The sequence below is a fragment of the Lysobacter antibioticus genome (genome assembly GCF_001442535.1).
Classification (GTDB): domain Bacteria; phylum Pseudomonadota; class Gammaproteobacteria; order Xanthomonadales; family Xanthomonadaceae; genus Lysobacter; species Lysobacter antibioticus.
The window spans coordinates 3,853,576-3,870,931 of the sequence record NZ_CP013141.1 but is presented as its reverse complement, the minus strand read 5'-3'; the positions used below and the strand labels follow the sequence as shown (position 1 = coordinate 3,870,931).

The 17,356-nt window shown below is 66.2% G+C and carries 16 protein-coding genes; 15 read left to right on the top strand and 1 reads right to left on the bottom strand.

All coding sequences use genetic code 11. The features are described from left to right. The first annotated feature begins 51 nt into the window (after positions 1-51). The 3 genes from GLA29479_RS15675 to GLA29479_RS15665 all read left to right on the top strand — a co-directional run bounded on the left by GLA29479_RS15675 (position 52) and on the right by GLA29479_RS15665 (position 2,620). A complete protein-coding gene (locus tag GLA29479_RS15675; RefSeq protein WP_057972121.1) occupies positions 52-1,314 on the top strand; it encodes a pyridoxal phosphate-dependent decarboxylase family protein in 1,263 nt (420 codons plus the stop codon). Between the two features lie 133 nt (positions 1,315-1,447). Next, positions 1,448-1,666 carry an MbtH family protein gene (locus GLA29479_RS15670; RefSeq protein WP_031372417.1) on the top strand — a complete coding sequence of 73 codons (219 nt, stop codon included), beginning with the start codon at positions 1,448-1,450 and terminating at the stop codon, positions 1,664-1,666. Between the two features lie 156 nt (positions 1,667-1,822). Continuing rightward, on the top strand, positions 1,823-2,620 hold the full coding sequence (locus GLA29479_RS15665; protein WP_057972120.1) for a DUF6216 family protein: 798 nt from the start codon (positions 1,823-1,825) through the stop codon (positions 2,618-2,620). A 46-nt stretch (positions 2,621-2,666) separates the two neighbouring features. On the opposite strand, the gene GLA29479_RS15660 is transcribed toward GLA29479_RS15665, so the two are convergent. After that, positions 2,667-3,956: an MFS transporter gene (locus GLA29479_RS15660; protein WP_057918033.1), complete on the bottom strand. Its 1,290-nt coding sequence runs from the start codon at positions 3,954-3,956 to the stop codon at positions 2,667-2,669. Positions 3,957-4,290: 334 nt separating this feature from the next. On the opposite strand from GLA29479_RS15660, the gene cyoA reads away from it, so the two are divergent. From cyoA to GLA29479_RS15600, 12 genes are all read left to right on the top strand, one after another. Beyond that, a complete protein-coding gene (gene cyoA, locus GLA29479_RS15655) occupies positions 4,291-5,355 on the top strand; it encodes a ubiquinol oxidase subunit II (RefSeq protein ID WP_057918034.1) in 1,065 nt (354 codons plus the stop codon). 72 nt (positions 5,356-5,427) lie between these two features. After that, positions 5,428-7,434, top strand: coding sequence for a cytochrome o ubiquinol oxidase subunit I (cyoB, locus tag GLA29479_RS15650; RefSeq protein WP_057918035.1), 2,007 nt, complete (start codon positions 5,428-5,430; stop codon positions 7,432-7,434). Continuing rightward, a complete protein-coding gene (gene cyoC, locus GLA29479_RS15645; RefSeq protein WP_057918036.1) occupies positions 7,427-8,062 on the top strand; it encodes a cytochrome o ubiquinol oxidase subunit III in 636 nt (211 codons plus the stop codon). Before cyoB ends, cyoC begins: the two co-directional genes overlap by 8 nt. After that, positions 8,059-8,454: a cytochrome o ubiquinol oxidase subunit IV gene (gene cyoD / locus GLA29479_RS15640; protein WP_031372412.1), complete on the top strand. Its 396-nt coding sequence runs from the start codon at positions 8,059-8,061 to the stop codon at positions 8,452-8,454. The genes cyoC and cyoD overlap by 4 nt, the downstream gene beginning before the upstream one ends. A gap of 365 nt (positions 8,455-8,819) precedes the next feature. Next, complete coding sequence (locus GLA29479_RS15635) at positions 8,820-9,602, top strand: SURF1 family protein (RefSeq protein ID WP_057973221.1); 783 nt, start codon at positions 8,820-8,822, stop codon at positions 9,600-9,602. Between the two features lie 9 nt (positions 9,603-9,611). After that, positions 9,612-10,946 carry an ATP-binding protein gene (locus tag GLA29479_RS15630; protein WP_057918039.1) on the top strand — a complete coding sequence of 445 codons (1,335 nt, stop codon included), beginning with the start codon at positions 9,612-9,614 and terminating at the stop codon, positions 10,944-10,946. Further along, entirely contained in the window at positions 10,936-11,514 is a 579-nt protein-coding gene (locus GLA29479_RS15625; protein ID WP_057918040.1) for a response regulator transcription factor, read from the top strand. Before GLA29479_RS15630 ends, GLA29479_RS15625 begins: the two co-directional genes overlap by 11 nt. A 311-nt stretch (positions 11,515-11,825) precedes the next feature. Further along, positions 11,826-13,226, top strand: a complete 1,401-nt coding sequence (locus GLA29479_RS15620; RefSeq protein WP_082638716.1) for a sigma-54-dependent transcriptional regulator — start codon at positions 11,826-11,828, stop codon at positions 13,224-13,226. A 355-nt stretch (positions 13,227-13,581) separates the two neighbouring features. Beyond that, entirely contained in the window at positions 13,582-13,857 is a 276-nt protein-coding gene (locus GLA29479_RS25370) for a hypothetical protein (protein WP_057918042.1), read from the top strand. 4 nt (positions 13,858-13,861) lie between these two features. After that, the gene (locus GLA29479_RS15610; protein WP_057918043.1) at positions 13,862-14,449 is read left to right on the top strand and encodes a Pvc16 family protein; all 588 of its coding nucleotides are present in this window, start codon (positions 13,862-13,864) and stop codon (positions 14,447-14,449) included. Then, positions 14,446-15,366 (top strand): hypothetical protein, encoded by a 921-nt coding sequence (locus tag GLA29479_RS15605; RefSeq protein WP_057972118.1) that lies wholly within the window; start codon positions 14,446-14,448, stop codon positions 15,364-15,366. The genes GLA29479_RS15610 and GLA29479_RS15605 overlap by 4 nt, the downstream gene beginning before the upstream one ends. 66 nt (positions 15,367-15,432) lie before the next feature. Continuing rightward, positions 15,433-17,343, top strand: a complete 1,911-nt coding sequence (locus tag GLA29479_RS15600) for a phage tail sheath subtilisin-like domain-containing protein (RefSeq protein ID WP_057972117.1) — start codon at positions 15,433-15,435, stop codon at positions 17,341-17,343. Positions 17,344-17,356 lie beyond the last annotated feature (13 nt).

The following is a 17,356-nucleotide window of genomic DNA, read 5'->3' as shown; positions in this document are numbered from 1 at the left end:
GGCCACCCTTATCTCCGACTTTCCCTTTGACCTGATACGAGACAGCGCACCATGACGCGGTTCAATTTCAACGGTCGCAAGACCCTGCCCTCGCGCGGCCAGGCCTGGAGCGAGCTGCAGGAAGCCATGTCCGATCTGCGCAGCGGCGACGCCGACTGGCGCCACGGCCGCACGCCCCTGCACGTCTATTACGCCGGCGAGGACGTGCTCGACGTCGCCCGCCAGGCCTACGCGATGTTCATCAGCGAGAACGCCCTGGCGCCGGCGGCGTTCCCGAGCCTGAAGCGGATGCAGGACGACATCATCGACATCTCGCTGTCGCTGCTCGGCGGCAGCGACGATGCCGGCGGCACCATGACCTCGGGCGGTACCGAGAGCATCATGCTCGCGGTGCGCAGCGCTCATCGGGCGTTTCGCGAACGGCGTCCGCAGGCGCGTCCGCACCTGCTGCTGCCGACCAGCGCGCATCCGGCCTACGACAAGGCCGCCGACCTGATGGGCCTGGAGGTAGTGCGGGTGCCGATCGGCGCCGACTACCGCGCCTGCGCCGATATCCTCGCCCAGCACATCAACGAGGACACGATGATGATCGTGGCCTCGGCGCCGTCGCTGCCGTTCGGCACCATCGACCCGATCGCCGACATCGGCCGGCTCGCGCTCGAACGCGGCGTGTGGCTGCACGTCGACGCCTGCATCGGCGGTTTCCTCGCCCCGCATGTGGCCAAGTTCATGAGCGGCCTGCCGCGCTTCGACCTCAGCGTGCCCGGCGTGCGCTCGCTGTCGGCCGACCTGCACAAATTCGGCTACACCGCCAAGGGCGCTTCGGTAATCCTGTACGCCGATGCCGAAGACCAGGAGCACCAGTACTTCGAATACTTCGATTGGCCCAAGGGCATCTACCGCACCGAGACCTTGACCGGCACCCGCCCCGGCGGCGCCGTCGCCGCGGCCTGGGCGGTGATGCATTACCTCGGCGAAGCCGGCTATCGCGCGCTCGCCCAGCGCGTGATGCACATCCGCGACCGCTACATCGAAGGCATCGACCGGATCCCGGGTCTGCACTTACTCGGCAAGCCCGACCTCAGCGTGATCGCTTTCGCTTCCGACCGCTACGACATCCACGACGTCGGCGACGCCATGGAAGCGCGCGGCTGGTACATCAGCCGGCTGTCGAACCCGGCCGCATTGCATATGACCGTGACCCCGGGCCACGACCAGGGCGTCGACGACTATCTGAGCGACCTGGAACGTTCGATCCCGCAGTCGGACCGGCCCGCGTTGCGTTCGCAATCGCGGACCGTGGTCACGTACTGAGCGCAGCGCCGATCCGGATCATGCGCGATCGATCCGATCGGTAACCCAGGCACGACATCCTTCCACCCTCGGGACCGGCGAACACCGCACCGCTCGCCTTCCCCTTCATCGCAACCGCAAGCAGGAGCACGACATGAGCAATCCCTTCGACGATCCCAACGGCAGCTTCCTGGTCCTGGTCAACGACGAGAACCAGCATTCGCTTTGGCCCGAATTCGCCGAAGTCCCGGCCGGCTGGCGCAGCGTGCACGGCCCCGGCGCGCGCCAGGCCTGCCTGGACTACATCGAGACGAACTGGACCGACATGCGTCCGGCCAGCCTGATCAAGGCCCAGGAACAGCACGCGCATTGAATGGCCGGTACGGTCAGCACGAACAGAAGAGTCGCAGCCGCTGCGGCTCTTCTTCGTTTTAGGAGACAGCGGGCGAAAACATGGCCGCGACAACTTGCAAGAAACCGATCTCTTTGGAAAGGTAAGGATCGACATCAAACGAAGGAGTAACAGCCAATGGATTTGAAATCGATCAGCTCCCTGTTCGGAGATATTTCTTTCTGGGTGGCCCTGCTGTTCGCCACCGCAACAATTTACGTGTGCTTTCGTTCCGGGTCCAGCCACCTCATGATCTATCGCTTGTGGAGGTGGTTTACGGATAAACAGGAGATATCCGACCCGAAAGTCCGGGCGTTCATGAACGAACAGAACAGCCTGATGTCGTTCCGTTTCGTCACCGGCCTGCCTGCCAGCAGCATGACCCAGGCGCACCGCTTGATCCGGTCGATCAATGTTCTGGGGTTGGACGTCGCCGATGTGCGAAAAGCCCACGACGTAATCGACATCGGCGACGGAAACGTCGCGATCCGGAAGATTCCTTCGAAGGCTTGGCAGATAAGCATGGCGATCGCGACCGGATTGCTCCTGCTGGCGACCACCATGGCGGCATGCGGCGTGTTCTATAACCGTGCCATTCTTCAATTCAAGGAGACCCACACGTGGTTCCTGCTCAATGAGGAATTCGCTCGGGCGCCCTTCGATGGATCTAGGTCGATAAGTCTCGAGGATTGTCAGCCAACCCCGACCCCGGAACTAGACCACGGTTTCAACGTCAAAGAACTGAAGACTTTGTGCGACGGCTGGAGAGATCCCAAAACGAAGACGTTTATCGACAGAACGGTTTCGGAGCAACGCTGGAGCTTCGGGTGTCTGTTCCTAACCTTGCTGCTGTTGGTCTGGCATCCCTACCATTCCCTGAGGAGCGGAGCCGCGGTGCAGAGACTCAAGCGGCAGCTCGACAAGAAACCGGCTTGAACAAGGCGCTGTCGGTGGACAGCCAATACGTCAGATGTTGCAGCAATCAGCTGCGCAGCTTCAGCGCCCGGTTGACGCCGAGCGCGGCCAGGGTGCAGATCGCGCCCGACAGCAGGTACACGCCGACGAAGGCGAGGCCGAAGTGCGCGCACAGGCCCAGGGCCACCAGAGGCGCGAACGCGGCGCCGATCAGCCAGGCCAGGTCCGAGGTCAACGCCGCACCGGTGTAGCGGTACTTGGAGCCGAAGTTGGCCGTCACCGAACCGGCGGCCTGGCCGTAGGACAAGCCCAGCAGGATGAAGCCGATCAGGATGAACACGTCCTGGCCCACTTCGCCGGAGCCGAGCAGGGTCGGCGCGAAACCACTGAACATGGCGATCGCTGCGGCCAGCGCGGCCAGGGTGCGCGGACGGCCGTAGCGGTCGGCGATGACGCCCGACACCACCATCGAACCGCAGGCGAGCAGCGCGCCGACGATCTGCACGCCGAGGAACTGGCTCACCGACTGATCCGAGTACAGCAGGATCCACGACAGCGGGAAGATCGTGACGATGTGGAACAACGCATAGCTGGCCAGCGCGGCGAAGGCGCCGATCACGACGTGGCGGCCCTTCTCCTGGAACAGCTCCACCACGTCGGTGGGTTCGAGTTCGTGCTCGCCGAGTTCGCGTTCGTACTCGTGGGTCACCACCAGGCGCAGACGCGCGAACAAGGCGACGACGTTGATCGCGAACGCGGCAAAGAACGGATAGCGCCAGCCCCAGTCGAGGAAGTCGCTCGGCGCCAGGCTGGTGTTGAGGTAAGCGAACAGACCGGCGGCGATGATGAAGCCGGCCGGCGCGCCGAGCTGGCCCAGCATCGCGTACCAACCGCGGCGGTGCTTCGGCGCGTTGAGCGCGAGCAGCGACGGCAGACCGTCCCAGGAACCGCCCAGCGCGATGCCCTGGCCGACCCGGAACAAGGACAACAGCGCGATCGAGAGCACGCCGATCTTGCCGAAACCGGGCAGGAAGGCGATGCCGGCGGTGCAGGTGCCGAGCAGGAACAGCGCGACGGTGAGCTTGGTGCTGCGTCCCCAGCGACGCTGGATCCACATGAAGGCGACGGTGCCGATGGGGCGCGCGACGAAGGCCAGCGCGAAAATCGCGAACGACCACAGCGTGCCTTCCAGGCGGCCCAGGAACGGGAAGAATACCGTCGGAAACACCAGCGCCGAGGCGATGCCGTAAACGAAGAAGTCGAAGTACTCCGAAGCGCGGCCGATCACTACGCCGACCGCGATGTCGCCGGGCGCGACCTCGGCATGCGAACCGGTGTCGTGCACCGAGACGGTCATGGAGGAATCCGGGTTTGCGTGATTTGGCGTATGCATCGTCGATTCGGTGGTGGGCGCCGCGGCAAGGTCATGGCGACCGGGCCTGGACACTGTGCCTAAACAGGCGGGTACGTTCAGTTAAACCGCGTCAAACGGCGACGGAACCGGAAACGACGTCCCAGGCCGCTAAAGCGGCAAAGGACGAGCGCCCGGCTACCGGGACGACGCTAGCTTCCCACCACCGGCCCGGCGCTGCCATAGGACAAAACGTCCAATCGTCGTCACAGTCCTGCGCCTCTACAGTGCGCGCATCGCCGCGATTGCCGCGGCCTCGATCGTGCTGCTTGCTCCTTAGATGACCGCCATCGAACCCCTGCTCCGCCCTTCCCTGCTCCGCCGCCTGTCGATGGCGGCGGCGATCCTGCCGCTGGCCGGCTGCAACACGATCTTGCTGAACGCGCCCGGCGACGTCGCCGCGCAGCAAGGCGACCTGATCGTGGTGTCGACCGTGTTGATGCTGCTGATCATCGTGCCGGTGATCGCGCTGACCCTGTATTTCGCCTGGCGTTACCGCGCCTCCAACACCAAGGCCACCTACAAGCCGGACTGGGACCATTCCACCCAGCTCGAACTGCTGATCTGGGCCGCGCCGCTGCTGATCATCATCGCGCTCGGCGCGATCACCTGGATGAGCACGCACACGCTCGACCCTTACCGCCCGCTCGACCGCATCGCCAAGAACCGCCCGGTGCCGGCCGACGTCAAGCCGCTGGTGGTGGAAGTGGTGGCGCTGGACTGGAAGTGGCTGTTCCTTTATCCCGAGCAGAACATCGCCACGGTCAACGAACTCGCCGCACCGGTCGATCGCCCGATCCAGTTCAAGATCACCGCTTCCACGGTGATGAACTCGTTCTACATTCCGGCGTTGGCCGGACAGATCTACGCCATGCCCGGCATGGAAACCCAGTTGCACGCGGTGATGAACAAGCCGGGCGACTACGAAGGCTTCTCGGCCAACTACAGCGGCGCCGGTTTCTCGCACATGCGCTTTCGCTTCCACGGCCTCGACCAGGCCGGCTTCGACGCCTGGGTGGCGAAGAACCGCGCCAGCGGCGCGACCCTCGAGCGCGCCGGCTACCTGGAGCTGGAAAAGCCCAGCGAGAAGGAACCCGTGCGCCGCTACGGCGCGGTCGTTCCGGGCCTGTACCGCGCGATCCTCAACCGCTGCGTCGACAGCAGCAAGATGTGCATGGACGAGATGATGGCCATCGACGCCGGCGGCGGCCTCGGCCTCAACACCGATGCGCTCGCGCCGCGCCGCAAGGGCGATCTGCGCGGCGGCCCGGTGGTGACCTCGGCGATGTGCCTGACCGAACCCACGGCCGGCTCGACCCTGGGCGTGGCCACGCTCGCCCCCTGACCTGTTTCGTAAACGCATTCACCGGGCGCGCCGAACGCGCGCCGAGTCCGCCCGCGGACTTCTGGAGTCGAGATGTCTGACCAATCCAACCTCGCCACGCTGATCTTCGGCCGGCTCACCTGGGACTCGATCCCGCTGCACGAACCGATCCTGATCGCGACCTTCGCCATGGTCGTGCTGGGCGGCCTCGCCGTGGTCGCCGCGATCACCCGCTACAAGCTCTGGGGCTATCTCTGGAACGAGTGGTTCACCAGCATCGATCACAAGAAGATCGGCATCATGTACATCGTGCTGGGCCTGATCATGCTGATGCGCGGCTTCGCCGACGCGATCATGATGCGCCTGCAGCAGGCGATGGCGTTCGGCGACAACGTCGGCTATCTGCCGCCCGAGCACTACGACCAGGTCTTCACCGCTCACGGCGTGATCATGATCTTCTTCGTGGCCATGCCGCTGGTCACCGGCTTCATGAACTACGTGGTGCCGCTGCAGATCGGCGCGCGCGACGTCGCGTTTCCGTTCCTCAACAACTTCAGCTTCTGGATGACCGCCTGCGGCGCGGCCCTGGTGATGGTCTCGCTGTTCGTCGGCGAGTTCGCCAAGACCGGCTGGCTGGCGTATCCGCCGCTGTCGGGCATCGCCTACAGCCCCGGGGTCGGCGTCGACTACTACATATGGGCGCTGCAGATAGCGGGCGTCGGCACCTTGCTATCGGGCATCAACCTGATCGCGACCATCGTCAAGATGCGCGCGCCGGGCATGAGCATGATGAAGATGCCGGTGTTCACCTGGACCTCGCTGTGCACCAACGTGCTGATCGTGGCGGCGTTCCCGGTGCTGACCGCGGTGCTGTTGCTGCTCTCGCTCGATCGCTACGCCGGCACCAACTTCTTCACGAACGATCTGGGCGGCAACCCCATGATGTACGTGAACCTGATCTGGATCTGGGGCCACCCGGAGGTCTACATCCTGATCCTGCCGTGCTTCGGCATCTTCTCCGAGATCGTCTCGACCTACAGCGGCAAGCGGCTGTTCGGCTACGCCTCGATGGTCTATGCGACGGTGGTCATCACCATCCTGTCCTACCTGGTGTGGCTGCACCACTTCTTCACCATGGGCTCTGGCGCCAGCGTCAACTCGTTCTTCGGCATCACCACGATGATCATCTCGATCCCGACGGGCGCGAAGATCTTCAACTGGCTGTTCACCATGTACCGCGGCCGCATCCGTTTCGAGGTGCCGATGCTGTGGACGATCGGTTTCATGGTCACCTTCACCATCGGCGGCATGACCGGCGTGTTGCTGGCGGTGCCGCCGGCCGACTTCGTCCTGCACAACAGCCTGTTCCTGATCGCCCACTTCCATAACGTGATCATCGGCGGCGTGCTGTTCGGCCTGTTCGCCGGCATCAACTTCTGGTGGCCCAAGGCCTTCGGCTTCAAGCTCGACCCGTTCTGGGGCAAGTGCTCGTTCTGGTTCTGGATCACCGGCTTCTTCTTCGCCTTCATGCCGCTGTACGTGCTCGGCCTGATGGGCGTGACCCGGCGCATGAGCCACTTCGAGGACCAATCGCTGCAGATCTGGTTCGTCATCGCCGCCTTCGGCGCGGTGCTGATCGCCATCGGCATCGCCTGCATGTTGATCCAGTTCGCGGTCAGCATCCGCCGCCGCCACGAGCTGCGCGACGAGACCGGCGACCCGTGGCAGGGCCGCACCCTGGAGTGGTCGACCTCCTCGCCGCCGCCGGACTACAACTTCGCCTTCACCCCGGTGGTGCACGACAACGACGCCTGGCACGACATGAAGCAGCGCGGGTACCAGCGTCCGACCTCGGGCTTCCTGGCCATCCACATGCCCAAGAACACCGCCGCGGGCGTGGTCATCGCCGGCCTCAGCACCTTGTGCGCGTTCGCCCTGATCTGGCAGATGTGGCTGGTCGCCGGCGTCTCCTTCGCCGCAATGCTGATCGCCGCCATCGTCCACACCTTCAACTACAAGCGCGACTACTACATCCCGGCCGAGCAAGTCACCGCCACCGAAGCCAAGCGCACGCAACAACTGGCCGCCGCCCATGTCTGACGCACACGCCATCGCCACCCACACGCCCGACGGGCGCCCGGTCTTCTTCGACCTCAAGGGCAAGCACCATCCGCAGAACGGCACCCTGCTCGGGTTCTGGCTCTATCTGATGAGCGACTGCCTGGTGTTCGCCTGCCTGTTCGCGGTCTACGGCGTGCTGGGACGCAGCTACGCCGCCGGCCCGTCCGGCGCCGACCTGTTCGACCTGCAACTGGTCGCGATCAACACCTCTATGCTGTTGCTGTCGTCGATCACCTACGGCTTCGCGATGATCGCGATGCAGAAGCGCAAGATCGCCGCGGTGCAGGGCTGGCTGGCTATCACCGGCCTGTTCGGCCTGGCCTTCATCGGCCTGGAACTGTACGAGTTCGCCCACCTGATCCATGAAGGCGCCGGCCCGCAGCGCAGCGCGTTCCTGTCGTCGTTCTTCGCCCTGGTCGGCACTCACGGCCTGCACGTCACCTTCGGTATCGTCTGGCTGGCGACCCTGATGGTGCAGGTCGGCAAGCATGGCCTGACCGCCGAGAACCGCCGCCGCCTGCTGTGCCTGTCGATGTTCTGGCATTTCCTCGACGTCGTCTGGATCGGCGTCTTCACCTTCGTTTACCTGATGGGAGTGCTGCCGTGACCGAGCCCACCACGCACGCCGCACACGATCATGGCCACGGCCATGACGACCACGACGACGGCGCCCATGGCAGCGTCGGCAGCTACACCATCGGCTTCCTGCTGTCGGTGGTGCTGACCGCGATTCCGTTCTGGCTGATCATGGCCAAGGTGATCCCGAACTCCGGCACCGCCGCGTTCGTGGTGCTGGCCTTCGCCGTGGTCCAGATCGTCGTGCACATGGTGTATTTCCTGCACATGAACACGAAGTCGGAGGGCGGCTGGAACATGCTCGCGCTGATCTTCACCCTGGTGCTGGTGGTGATTCTGCTGGCCGGTTCCTTGTGGGTCATGCACCACCTCAACGTCAACATGATGCCGATGGCCCCGCACGACATGCGCAACATGCCTTGATTCGGGATTCGGGATTCGGGATTCGGTATTCGGTATTCGGGATTCGGGATTCGGGAATCGGGAATCGGGAATCGGGAATCGGGAATCGGGAATCGGGAATCGGGAACAGCGTAACCATCACCCGTCGTTCCCGCGAAGACGGGAACCCAACGGATTTTCGTGCGAGAACGCCTGAAGTCTCTTCATCCCGGCCAGGACGCATAGCGCCCTGGCGTTCATGGATGCGCGAGCCAGGGCTCGCCAGCGCCTCCACTCACCCCCGCCTTCGCGGGGATGACGGATCAGGAGTAGCGTGAGCAATTGCGCGAGCTTGAGATCCAGCAGCACCGAGCGCCCTACCGGCGATGCATGAAGAGGCCACGACCATGACCGCGAACACCGCCAAGCGCCCGCGCAGCCGTTTCGCCCTGGCGGTCCTGTCGTCGGTCTTCCTCGCCGCCTTCCTCGGCCTGATCGCCCTCGGCAGCTGGCAGGTGCAGCGCCGCGCTTGGAAGCTCGACCTGATCCAGCGCGTCGAAGCCCGCGTGCATGCGCCGCCGGGCGCCGCGCCCGGGCCGGCCGATTGGGCCCGGGTGAGCGCCGCCCGCGACGAGTACCGCCACGTGCGGCTCGACGGCCATTACCTGCGCGGAAAAGACAGCCTGGTCCAGGCCGTGACCGCGATCGGCCCCGGCTTCTGGCTGCTGAGCCCGTTCCAGACCGGCGACGGCCCCATCGTGCTGGTCAACCGCGGCTTCGTCCCGGGCAAGCGCGAAGCCGTCGCCGCAGCCGATTCGTTGTCCGACACCCAGGTCACCGGCCTGCTGCGCCTGAGCGAGCCCGGCGGCGGCTTCCTGCGCAAGAACGCACCACAACAAGACCGCTGGTACTCGCGCGACGTGGCCGCCATCGCCGCCGCCCGCGGCCTGCAGCGCGTCGCGCCCTACTTCGTCGACGCCGACCGCCGCGACGATAGCCCGGTCGCAGCCAACGCCGAGCCGGCCTGGCCGGTCGGCGGACTGACGGTGATAAAGTTTCCCAACAACCATCTGGTCTATGCGCTGACCTGGTTCGGGCTGGCCCTGATGGTCGCCGCCGCCGCATGGCGGGTGGCGCTGGAAGAACGCCGGCGCCGCCGCGCCACCGCGTCGCTCGACGACATTCGCTGAGGGCCGCCGATGCAGGATTTGCCGCTACCGCGCACGCTCGACGCCGAAGCGCCCGCCTCGAGCGCCTCGCGCGACAGCGCCGGGGTCAAGAACATGCACCAGCTGATCCAGTTGCGCTGGATCGCGGTGATCGGCCAGGTCGCGACCATCGTCTTCGTCCACTTCGCCTTCGGCATCGCCCTGCCGCTGGCGCCGATGGCGATCGTGCTGGCCTGCCTGGCCGCGTTCAACCTGGTCAGCCTGCTGCGCTGGCGCCACCGCGAGAAAGTCACCAACGGCGCCCTGTTCCTGGCCTTGCTGGTCGACGTGGTCACCCTGACCGCGCAGCTGTATCTCAGCGGCGGCGCCGCCAATCCCTTCGTATTCCTGTACCTGCTGCAAGTCGCGCTGGCCGCGGTATTGCTGCGCTCGTGGGCGAGTTGGGCGGTGGTGTTCGCGACCAGCGCCTGCTTCATCGCCCTGACCATGTTCGCAGGACCGGTGGTGATTCCGGCCGACCCGACCCGCGGCCTCGCCGACCCCTACGTCCAGGGCATGCTGCTGTGCTTCATCCTCAACGCGACCTTGCTGGTGGTGTTCATCACCCGCATCGGCCGCATCCTGCGCGCCCGCGACGCGCGCCTGGCCGACCTGCGCCAACGCGCGGCCGAGGAAGAACACATCGTGCGCATGGGCCTGCTGGCTTCGGGCGCCGCGCACGAACTCGGCACGCCGCTGGCAACGCTCTCGGTGATCCTCGGCGACTGGCGGCGCATGCCGCCGTTCACCGAACAACCCGAGCTGCTGCAGGAGCTCGACGAGATGCAGACCCAGCTGCATCGCTGCAAGACCATCGTCACCGGCATCCTGCTCTCGGCCGGCGAAACCCGCGGCGAAGCCCCGGCCGAAACCACGGTCGGCGCATTCCTCGACGAGTTGGTCGACGAGTGGCGGACAACCCGCCCGGTGCGCGGATTCGATTACGCCAACGCTTTCGGCGAAGATCTGCCGATCGTCTCCGACTCGGGCCTCAAGCAGATGATCTGCAACGTGCTCGACAACGCCCTGGAAGCCTCGCCCGACTGGATCGGCCTGGAAGCCTCGCGCGACGACGACCGCCTGGTGCTGAAGGTCAGCGACATCGGCCCCGGCTTCGCCCCGGCCATACTCTCGCACTTCGGCAAGCCCTATCAGTCGAGCAAGGGCCGCCCCGGCGGCGGCCTGGGCCTGTTCCTGGCCCTCAACGTCGCCCGCACCCTCGGCGGCCGCATCACCGCGCACAACCGCAGCCCGCGCGGCGCCGTCGTCGCGATGACCCTGCCGCTGTCGGCGCTGACCCTGGTCGAGGCCGCCGATGAGCCCTGATCCCACCGCTCAAGGTCTCGGCCCGGCCCAAGAGCCTGCGCCCCGCGAACTGCTGATCGTCGAAGACGATGCGGCCTTCGCCCGCACCCTGACCCGCTCGTTCGAGCGCCGCGGCTACCTCGTGCGCAATGCGACCGACCTCGGCGAAGTCGACGCCCTGCTGCGCGAACACTCGCCCGGCTTTGCGGTGGTCGACCTCAAACTGGCCGGCGGCGACTCCGGCCTGGCCTGCGTGCAGGCCCTGCACGCCCACGACCCCGACATGCTGATCGTGGTCCTGACCGGCTATGCCAGCATCGCCACCGCGGTCGAAGCGATCAAACTCGGCGCCTGCCACTACCTGGCCAAACCCTCCAACACCGACGACATCGAAGCCGCCTTCGGCCGCGCCGGCGGCGACGCCACGGTCGAGCTGACCGAACGCCAGACCTCGATCAAGACCCTGGAGTGGGAGCGCATCCACGAGATGCTCGCCGAAACCGACTTCAACATCTCCGAGACCGCCAGGCGGCTGGGGATGCATAGAAGGACGCTGGCCCGGAAGCTGGGGAAGCATCGGGTGAAGTAGTCGAGTACGGAACTCGGTAACGAGCTCGGCCAATTATTCAATCGTTATCAATACCTTGAAGCGATAATTTCGCCTTTGCGTCAGTGGGCCCGGGATCCTCTCCTGGCTCGGTGTGAGGCGCTACCGCCGGTCGGATTCCCGCCGATGTTACGTAAACGAACACCCCGACCGTGACCGGCACGGGGATGGCGCCGCGTTGATCGTCCTGCAGCAACTCGAAAAACCTCCGGCTTGGCTTGGCGCCCCACGGCGCCGCGCCGCGGTCGGTTGCGCGGGTATCTGGCGGACTGTCCCGGTCATGGAGGCGTGCGATGGAAGTCCCCCGATGGGCCGTGGTTCCGCTCGGAAGCGCGCCTGCAGAGGTGCGCGAGGTGCTCGCGGCGTTATCGTGCTGCGCCTCGGTCGAGCTGTCGCCATCGGGTTATCTGCAGGCGGCGATCCAAAGCGCGGATGGCATCGTCCTGGTCCCAGGCCTCGATGGACTGCCGACGATTCCCGAGTCGATCGCGGCGATACGGCACGAGCGCCCGCAATTGGCGATCGTGGTGGCGACCCGCGATGCCGGCGACAGCGAACTCGATGCCCTGATCCTGGCCGGCGCCTCCGACTTCGTGTCCCTGCCCGCATCCGTGTCGGAATGGCGCGTGCGGCTGCATCGTGCACTGCATACAGCGGCAGCCCCCTGCCGCAGCGAGCCTGTGCCGGAGGAGGAACCGCGGATTCGCGGCTTCGTCCACGGCAGCAAGGCCTGCGCAGCAATCGCGGCGCGCCTGCCGACCCTGGCCCGCTGCGACGCCAGCGTGTTGATCACCGGCGAGACCGGCACCGGCAAGGAGGTCTGCGCACAGGCCATCCATTACCTGTCGATGCGCGCCGACCGCCCCTGGGTCGCGGTCAACTGCGGCGCGATACCGGTCGAGCTGGTCGAGAACGAATTGTTCGGCCACGTCAAAGGCGCCTATACCCATGCGCATAGCGCCTGCCCGGGCTTGGTGCGCGAAGCCGAGGGCGGCACGCTGTTCCTCGACGACGTCGACTGCCTGCCGCTGTCGGCGCAGGCGAAGCTGCTGCGCTTCCTGCAGGAACGCGAGTACCGGCCGGTCGGCTCCAACACCGTCCATCACGCCGACCTGCGGGTGATCGCCGCCAGCAACTGCAATCTGTGCACGCTCGCGCAGAGCGGCGGCTTCCGCCAGGACCTGTACTACCGCCTCAACGTTCTCAACATCACCCTGCCGCCGTTGCGGCAACGGCCGGAGGACGTGCCGATCCTGGCGCGGCACTTCGCCGCCCACTTCGCCCGCGAGTTCGGCCGCGCCCCGGCCAGCTTCGCCTACGGCGCGCTCGAACGGCTGCTGCGCCACGATTGGCCCGGCAACGTGCGCGAGCTCAAGCACGTGATCGAGCGCGCGGTGCTGTTGTCGAGCGGTCAGGTGCTGGTGGCAGAAGACATCGAGATCGAACCGGCCTCGCCCGACCTGCCCCTGCCACGCTCGTTCGACCTGGCCGCCGATTCGTTCCGGGCGGCCAAACAACGCGTGGTCGAAGATTTCGAGCGCGGCTATGTCGAGCACCTGCTCGCCGCGCACGCCGGCAACGTCACCCACGCCGCCATGGCGGCCAAGAAGGACCGCCGAGCCTTCTTCGAGCTGATGCGCAAGCACCGCATCGAACCCAAGCGCTTCCGCGCGTTCGAGTCGCAGCTCACCTGATCGCAGCGCTATCCACGACGGGGACGGTAACCGCCGTGCCCGCGGCATCGTCGTGCCTGCATGTACGACCGAACGGGTCTCCCTAATATCCGTCGTCCGACGATGCGATCGGCTTGTCCGTTCGCTCACAGGACAAAGCCATGCACCGCGCGGACAAAAACATCCTGGCTGCGCAGGCTTGAAAGCACTGCGTTTGCGGCCGGCAATGTGACGGCCGTCGGGTTCGCGCCCGGATCAAAACATCCGCCCTCGCACGCCATGCCGCATCGACAACGCCCGCTGCGCAAGCGTTTGCCTCGTCGATCGCGGTTGGCATCGCTCTTGCATTGATCTGATGCGCAGAGGGTCGATCGCGATGGACGAAAGCTCCGCGGTATCGGCATGTGTCAAGGCATTGGCCAGCTATATGCGAGCCAATCCGCACGCGTGCGATACCGCCGAAGGCATCCATCGCTGGTGGTTCGGAAGCGAGCACGAGGTCGCCATGGACGAATTGCAGGAGGCGCTGGACTGGATGAAACGCTGCGGCGTGATCGAGGAAACCGTGGCGGCCGACGGCCGCAGGCGCTACCGGCGGCTCGCCGGCGATGCGCTGCTCGGCGCCTTGCTGACGCAACGGCGCGGAGACTGAGCCCATGGCGAACTACCGCGCCATCGCCGCCACCAGTACCGCACTGGCCGGCCTGCTGCGCGATCGCTACCCGCGCGACGAATTCGGCGCCGGCCTCGACATCAGCCTGTACCAGGCGCGCGACTTCGAGTCGCCGATGCAGGACGGGTTCTCGATCTACCTGTTCCGCGTCGCGGTCAACGGCGCCATGCGCAACCTCACCCTGCGCCGTTCGCCCGACGGCCGCCGCTATCGGCCGTCGCTGCCGCTCGACCTGCACTACATGATCACCCCCTGGGCGCAGGACAGCGAACGCCAGCAGCGCATGCTCGGCTGGGTGATGCGCCTGATGGAAGACACCAGCGTGCTCAGCGCCGGCCATCTCAATCATTACATGCCCGAGACCGACACCTTCGGCGCGCAGGAAGGCATCGAGGTGGTCTGCGACCCGCTCTCGCTCAACGACTACCTGACCTTGTGGGATCGCCTGCGGCGCCTGCCGTCCTCGGCGACCTATGCCCTGCGCATGGTGTTGATCGATTCCGACGTCAGCGTCGACGACGGCACCGCAGTGCAGAGCCGCCGCTTCGAAGTGCACGAGGCGCTCACGTGAGCGCGCTCCTGTTCGAGCTCGAAGTGCTGCAGCGCAATGCCGCGCTCGGCCTGCGCTTCTGGGACATGGCGACGGCGAGCTCGGTCATCGACGGCCTGGTGGTCGAGGTCTACCCGCGCAACGCCCCGAACGCGCGCAAACGCGCCCTGCCCAATCCCAGCGGCATCTACGTGGCCCATCGGGTCAGCGGCCTGATCGATTTCGAGTTCGACGACCGCGAACCGGTCGAACAACCCTGGATCGATGCGCTGGATGCATCGCCGCCGCCATCGGGCTGCCGCATCGAAGTCAGCGATCCGTTCGGGCGCTTTCTGCCGTTGGCCTTCGACGCCGGATTGCCGGCACGCGGGCTGTTCACCTGGCTGGCGCCGTGGATCTCGCCGCCGCAACCGATCGTTCTGCCGGGCTCGCCGTCCTCGCCACCGCAGTTGCTGATCGAACGCATTCCGCTGTTCTCGGCGCCGAGCCGGCCCCTGCCGCAACCGCTCGCCGTGACCTATGCGCAGTTGCGCGAGGCCGGCACCCAGCGCGTGCCGGCCTGGAGCCTGCTCGCGGTCGACATCGACGGCGCGCCGCGCGGCATCGGCATGGCCGACCGCGACGGCCGGGTGGCGGTGATCTATCCCTACCCCGAGCCGCCGCGCACGCCACTGTCGTCGCCCCCGGAAGCGCGCAGCGATTTCCGCTGGACGGTCGAGCTCAGCGCGTTCTGGTCGCCGGCCTCGCCGCCGATCGAAGCGCCCGCCGTACCCGATCTCGCCGACGTGCTGGCGCAACTGGCCACGCCGTGCACGGTGATCGATTCGCTGTCGTCGCCGGCGCCGCCCCGGCGCCTGGAGTATCGCCGGCCGATGACGGCCAGAACCGAAGGGCAGCCGGCGGCGGACGCTTCCTGGCTGTTGGTATCCACCGCATGACCGCGCCGCGCCACTACGCCGACACGCGCGCCAAGACATGCGCCGTCTTAGGCAAGGAGAACTGCTATGTCTGAGTACCTGGCTCCCGGTGTCTTCGTCGAGGAAGTCTCCTTCCGCGCGAAATCGATCGAGGGCGTGAGCACCACCACCACCGGCTTCGTCGGTCCCGCCCGCTACGGCCCGCTCGACATCGAGCCGGAAATCGTCACCAGCCTGGTCGAGTTCGAACGCACCTACGGCGGCCGCGACAAGCTGGTGTTCCAGGACGCCGGCGAGGTCGACAACTACCTCTGGAACGGTGTGCGCGCGTTCTTCGAGGAAGGCGGCAAGCGCCTCTACGTCAGCCGCGTATTCACTCCCATCGACGCCACCGACGAACGCCCCGGCTGCGCCCGCGGCGGTCTGCCCGGCAGCCCCTCCTCGATGATGGTGTACGCGCGCTTCCCGGGCCGCGCCGGCAACGCGCGGGTCGGCTTCACCTTCAACGTCGGCCAGAGCCTGCTCTCCGATGTCGACGGCGTCACCTTCGCCAACTCCCTGCAATCGCGCGACGTGGTATGGATCCGGCCGCGCGCCGGCGCCCCGTCGCCGGCGGTCGAGGACGGCTATTACCTGGCCCTGTGGGATGCGGCCAACGAAAGTTGGGCCTTCGTCTCCAGCGGCGACGACATCGGCACCGCCGAAGCCACGCTGACCGACCTCAGCGCCGCCAACTACGAGCTGCGCGTGATCAGCGTGACCGTGGTCGTGCAGCCGCTCGGCGGCGGCGACGCCTTCGTCGCGCCGGATCTGCCGCTGGACCCGCTGCACCAGCGCGCCGGCTCGCCGGATTCGCTGTTCGCCTATTTCGCCGAGTTCCCGGCCAGCCTCAGCCGCGCCCGCACCCTGCCGATCGTGATCCGCGCCGAAGACGTCGCCGCCATCGGCACCGGCACCGAATTGCTCGGCGCCTTCTTCGATGCCGACCCGAACGCCTCCGTGTCGCCGCCGGCGGGTTTGCGCGCTGCCATGCAGAACTCGCAGAGCACGCCTGCCGAACGCAGCCTGGCGATCCTGATCGACGACGGCAACGACGGCCTGCGCCCGTTCGCGTCCGCCTACGAAGGCGAGGTCGACAGCGCCGATCGCAAGACCGGCCTGCGCCAGTTCGAGGACCTGGAAGACATCTCGATCGTCGCCGCGCCGGGCTCGACCTTCGGCTACGAATCGGGCTATGCGACCCATGCGCCGTCGATCGTGCGCGCCCTGATCCGCCACGCCGAACGCATGAAGTACTGCATCGCCGTGCTCGACAGCGGCGACAACCAGGCGATCAGCGAAGTGCGGGCGATGCGCGCCCAGCTCGATTCCAAGCACGCCGCGCTGTACTACCCCTGGGTGCGGGTGCTCGATCCGCTGACCCAGCGCGAAACCCACATGCCACCGTCGGGCTTCGTCGCCGGCATCTACGCCCGCAACGACGTCAACCGTGCGGTCTACAAGGCGCCGGCCAACGAGGTCGTCAACCTGGCCCTGGGCTTCGAACGCTTCCTCAACAAGGCGCAACAGGAAGTGCTGAACCCGGAAGGGATCAACTGCTTCCGTTATTTCGAAGGCCGCGGCATGCGCCTGTGGGGCGCACGCACGATCAGCTCCGACCCGGAATGGAAGTACGTCAACCTGCGGCGCTACTTCGCCTATTTGGAACGCTCGATCGACAAGGGCACGCAGTGGGCGGTGTTCGAGCCGAACGGCGAACAGTTGTGGGCCAACGTGCGGCGCACCATCGAGGACTTTCTCCTCAACGAATGGCAAAGCGGCGCCCTGCTCGGCGACAAGCCGGAGAAGTCGTATTTCGTCAAATGCGACCGCTCGACCATGTCGCAGAACGATCTCGACAACGGCCGCCTGATCTGCCTCATCGGCGTGGCGCCGCTGCGGCCCGCCGAGTTCGTCATCTTCCGCATCGGCCAGTGGACGGCCGACCGCAAAGTCTGATCGGAGAGCAACG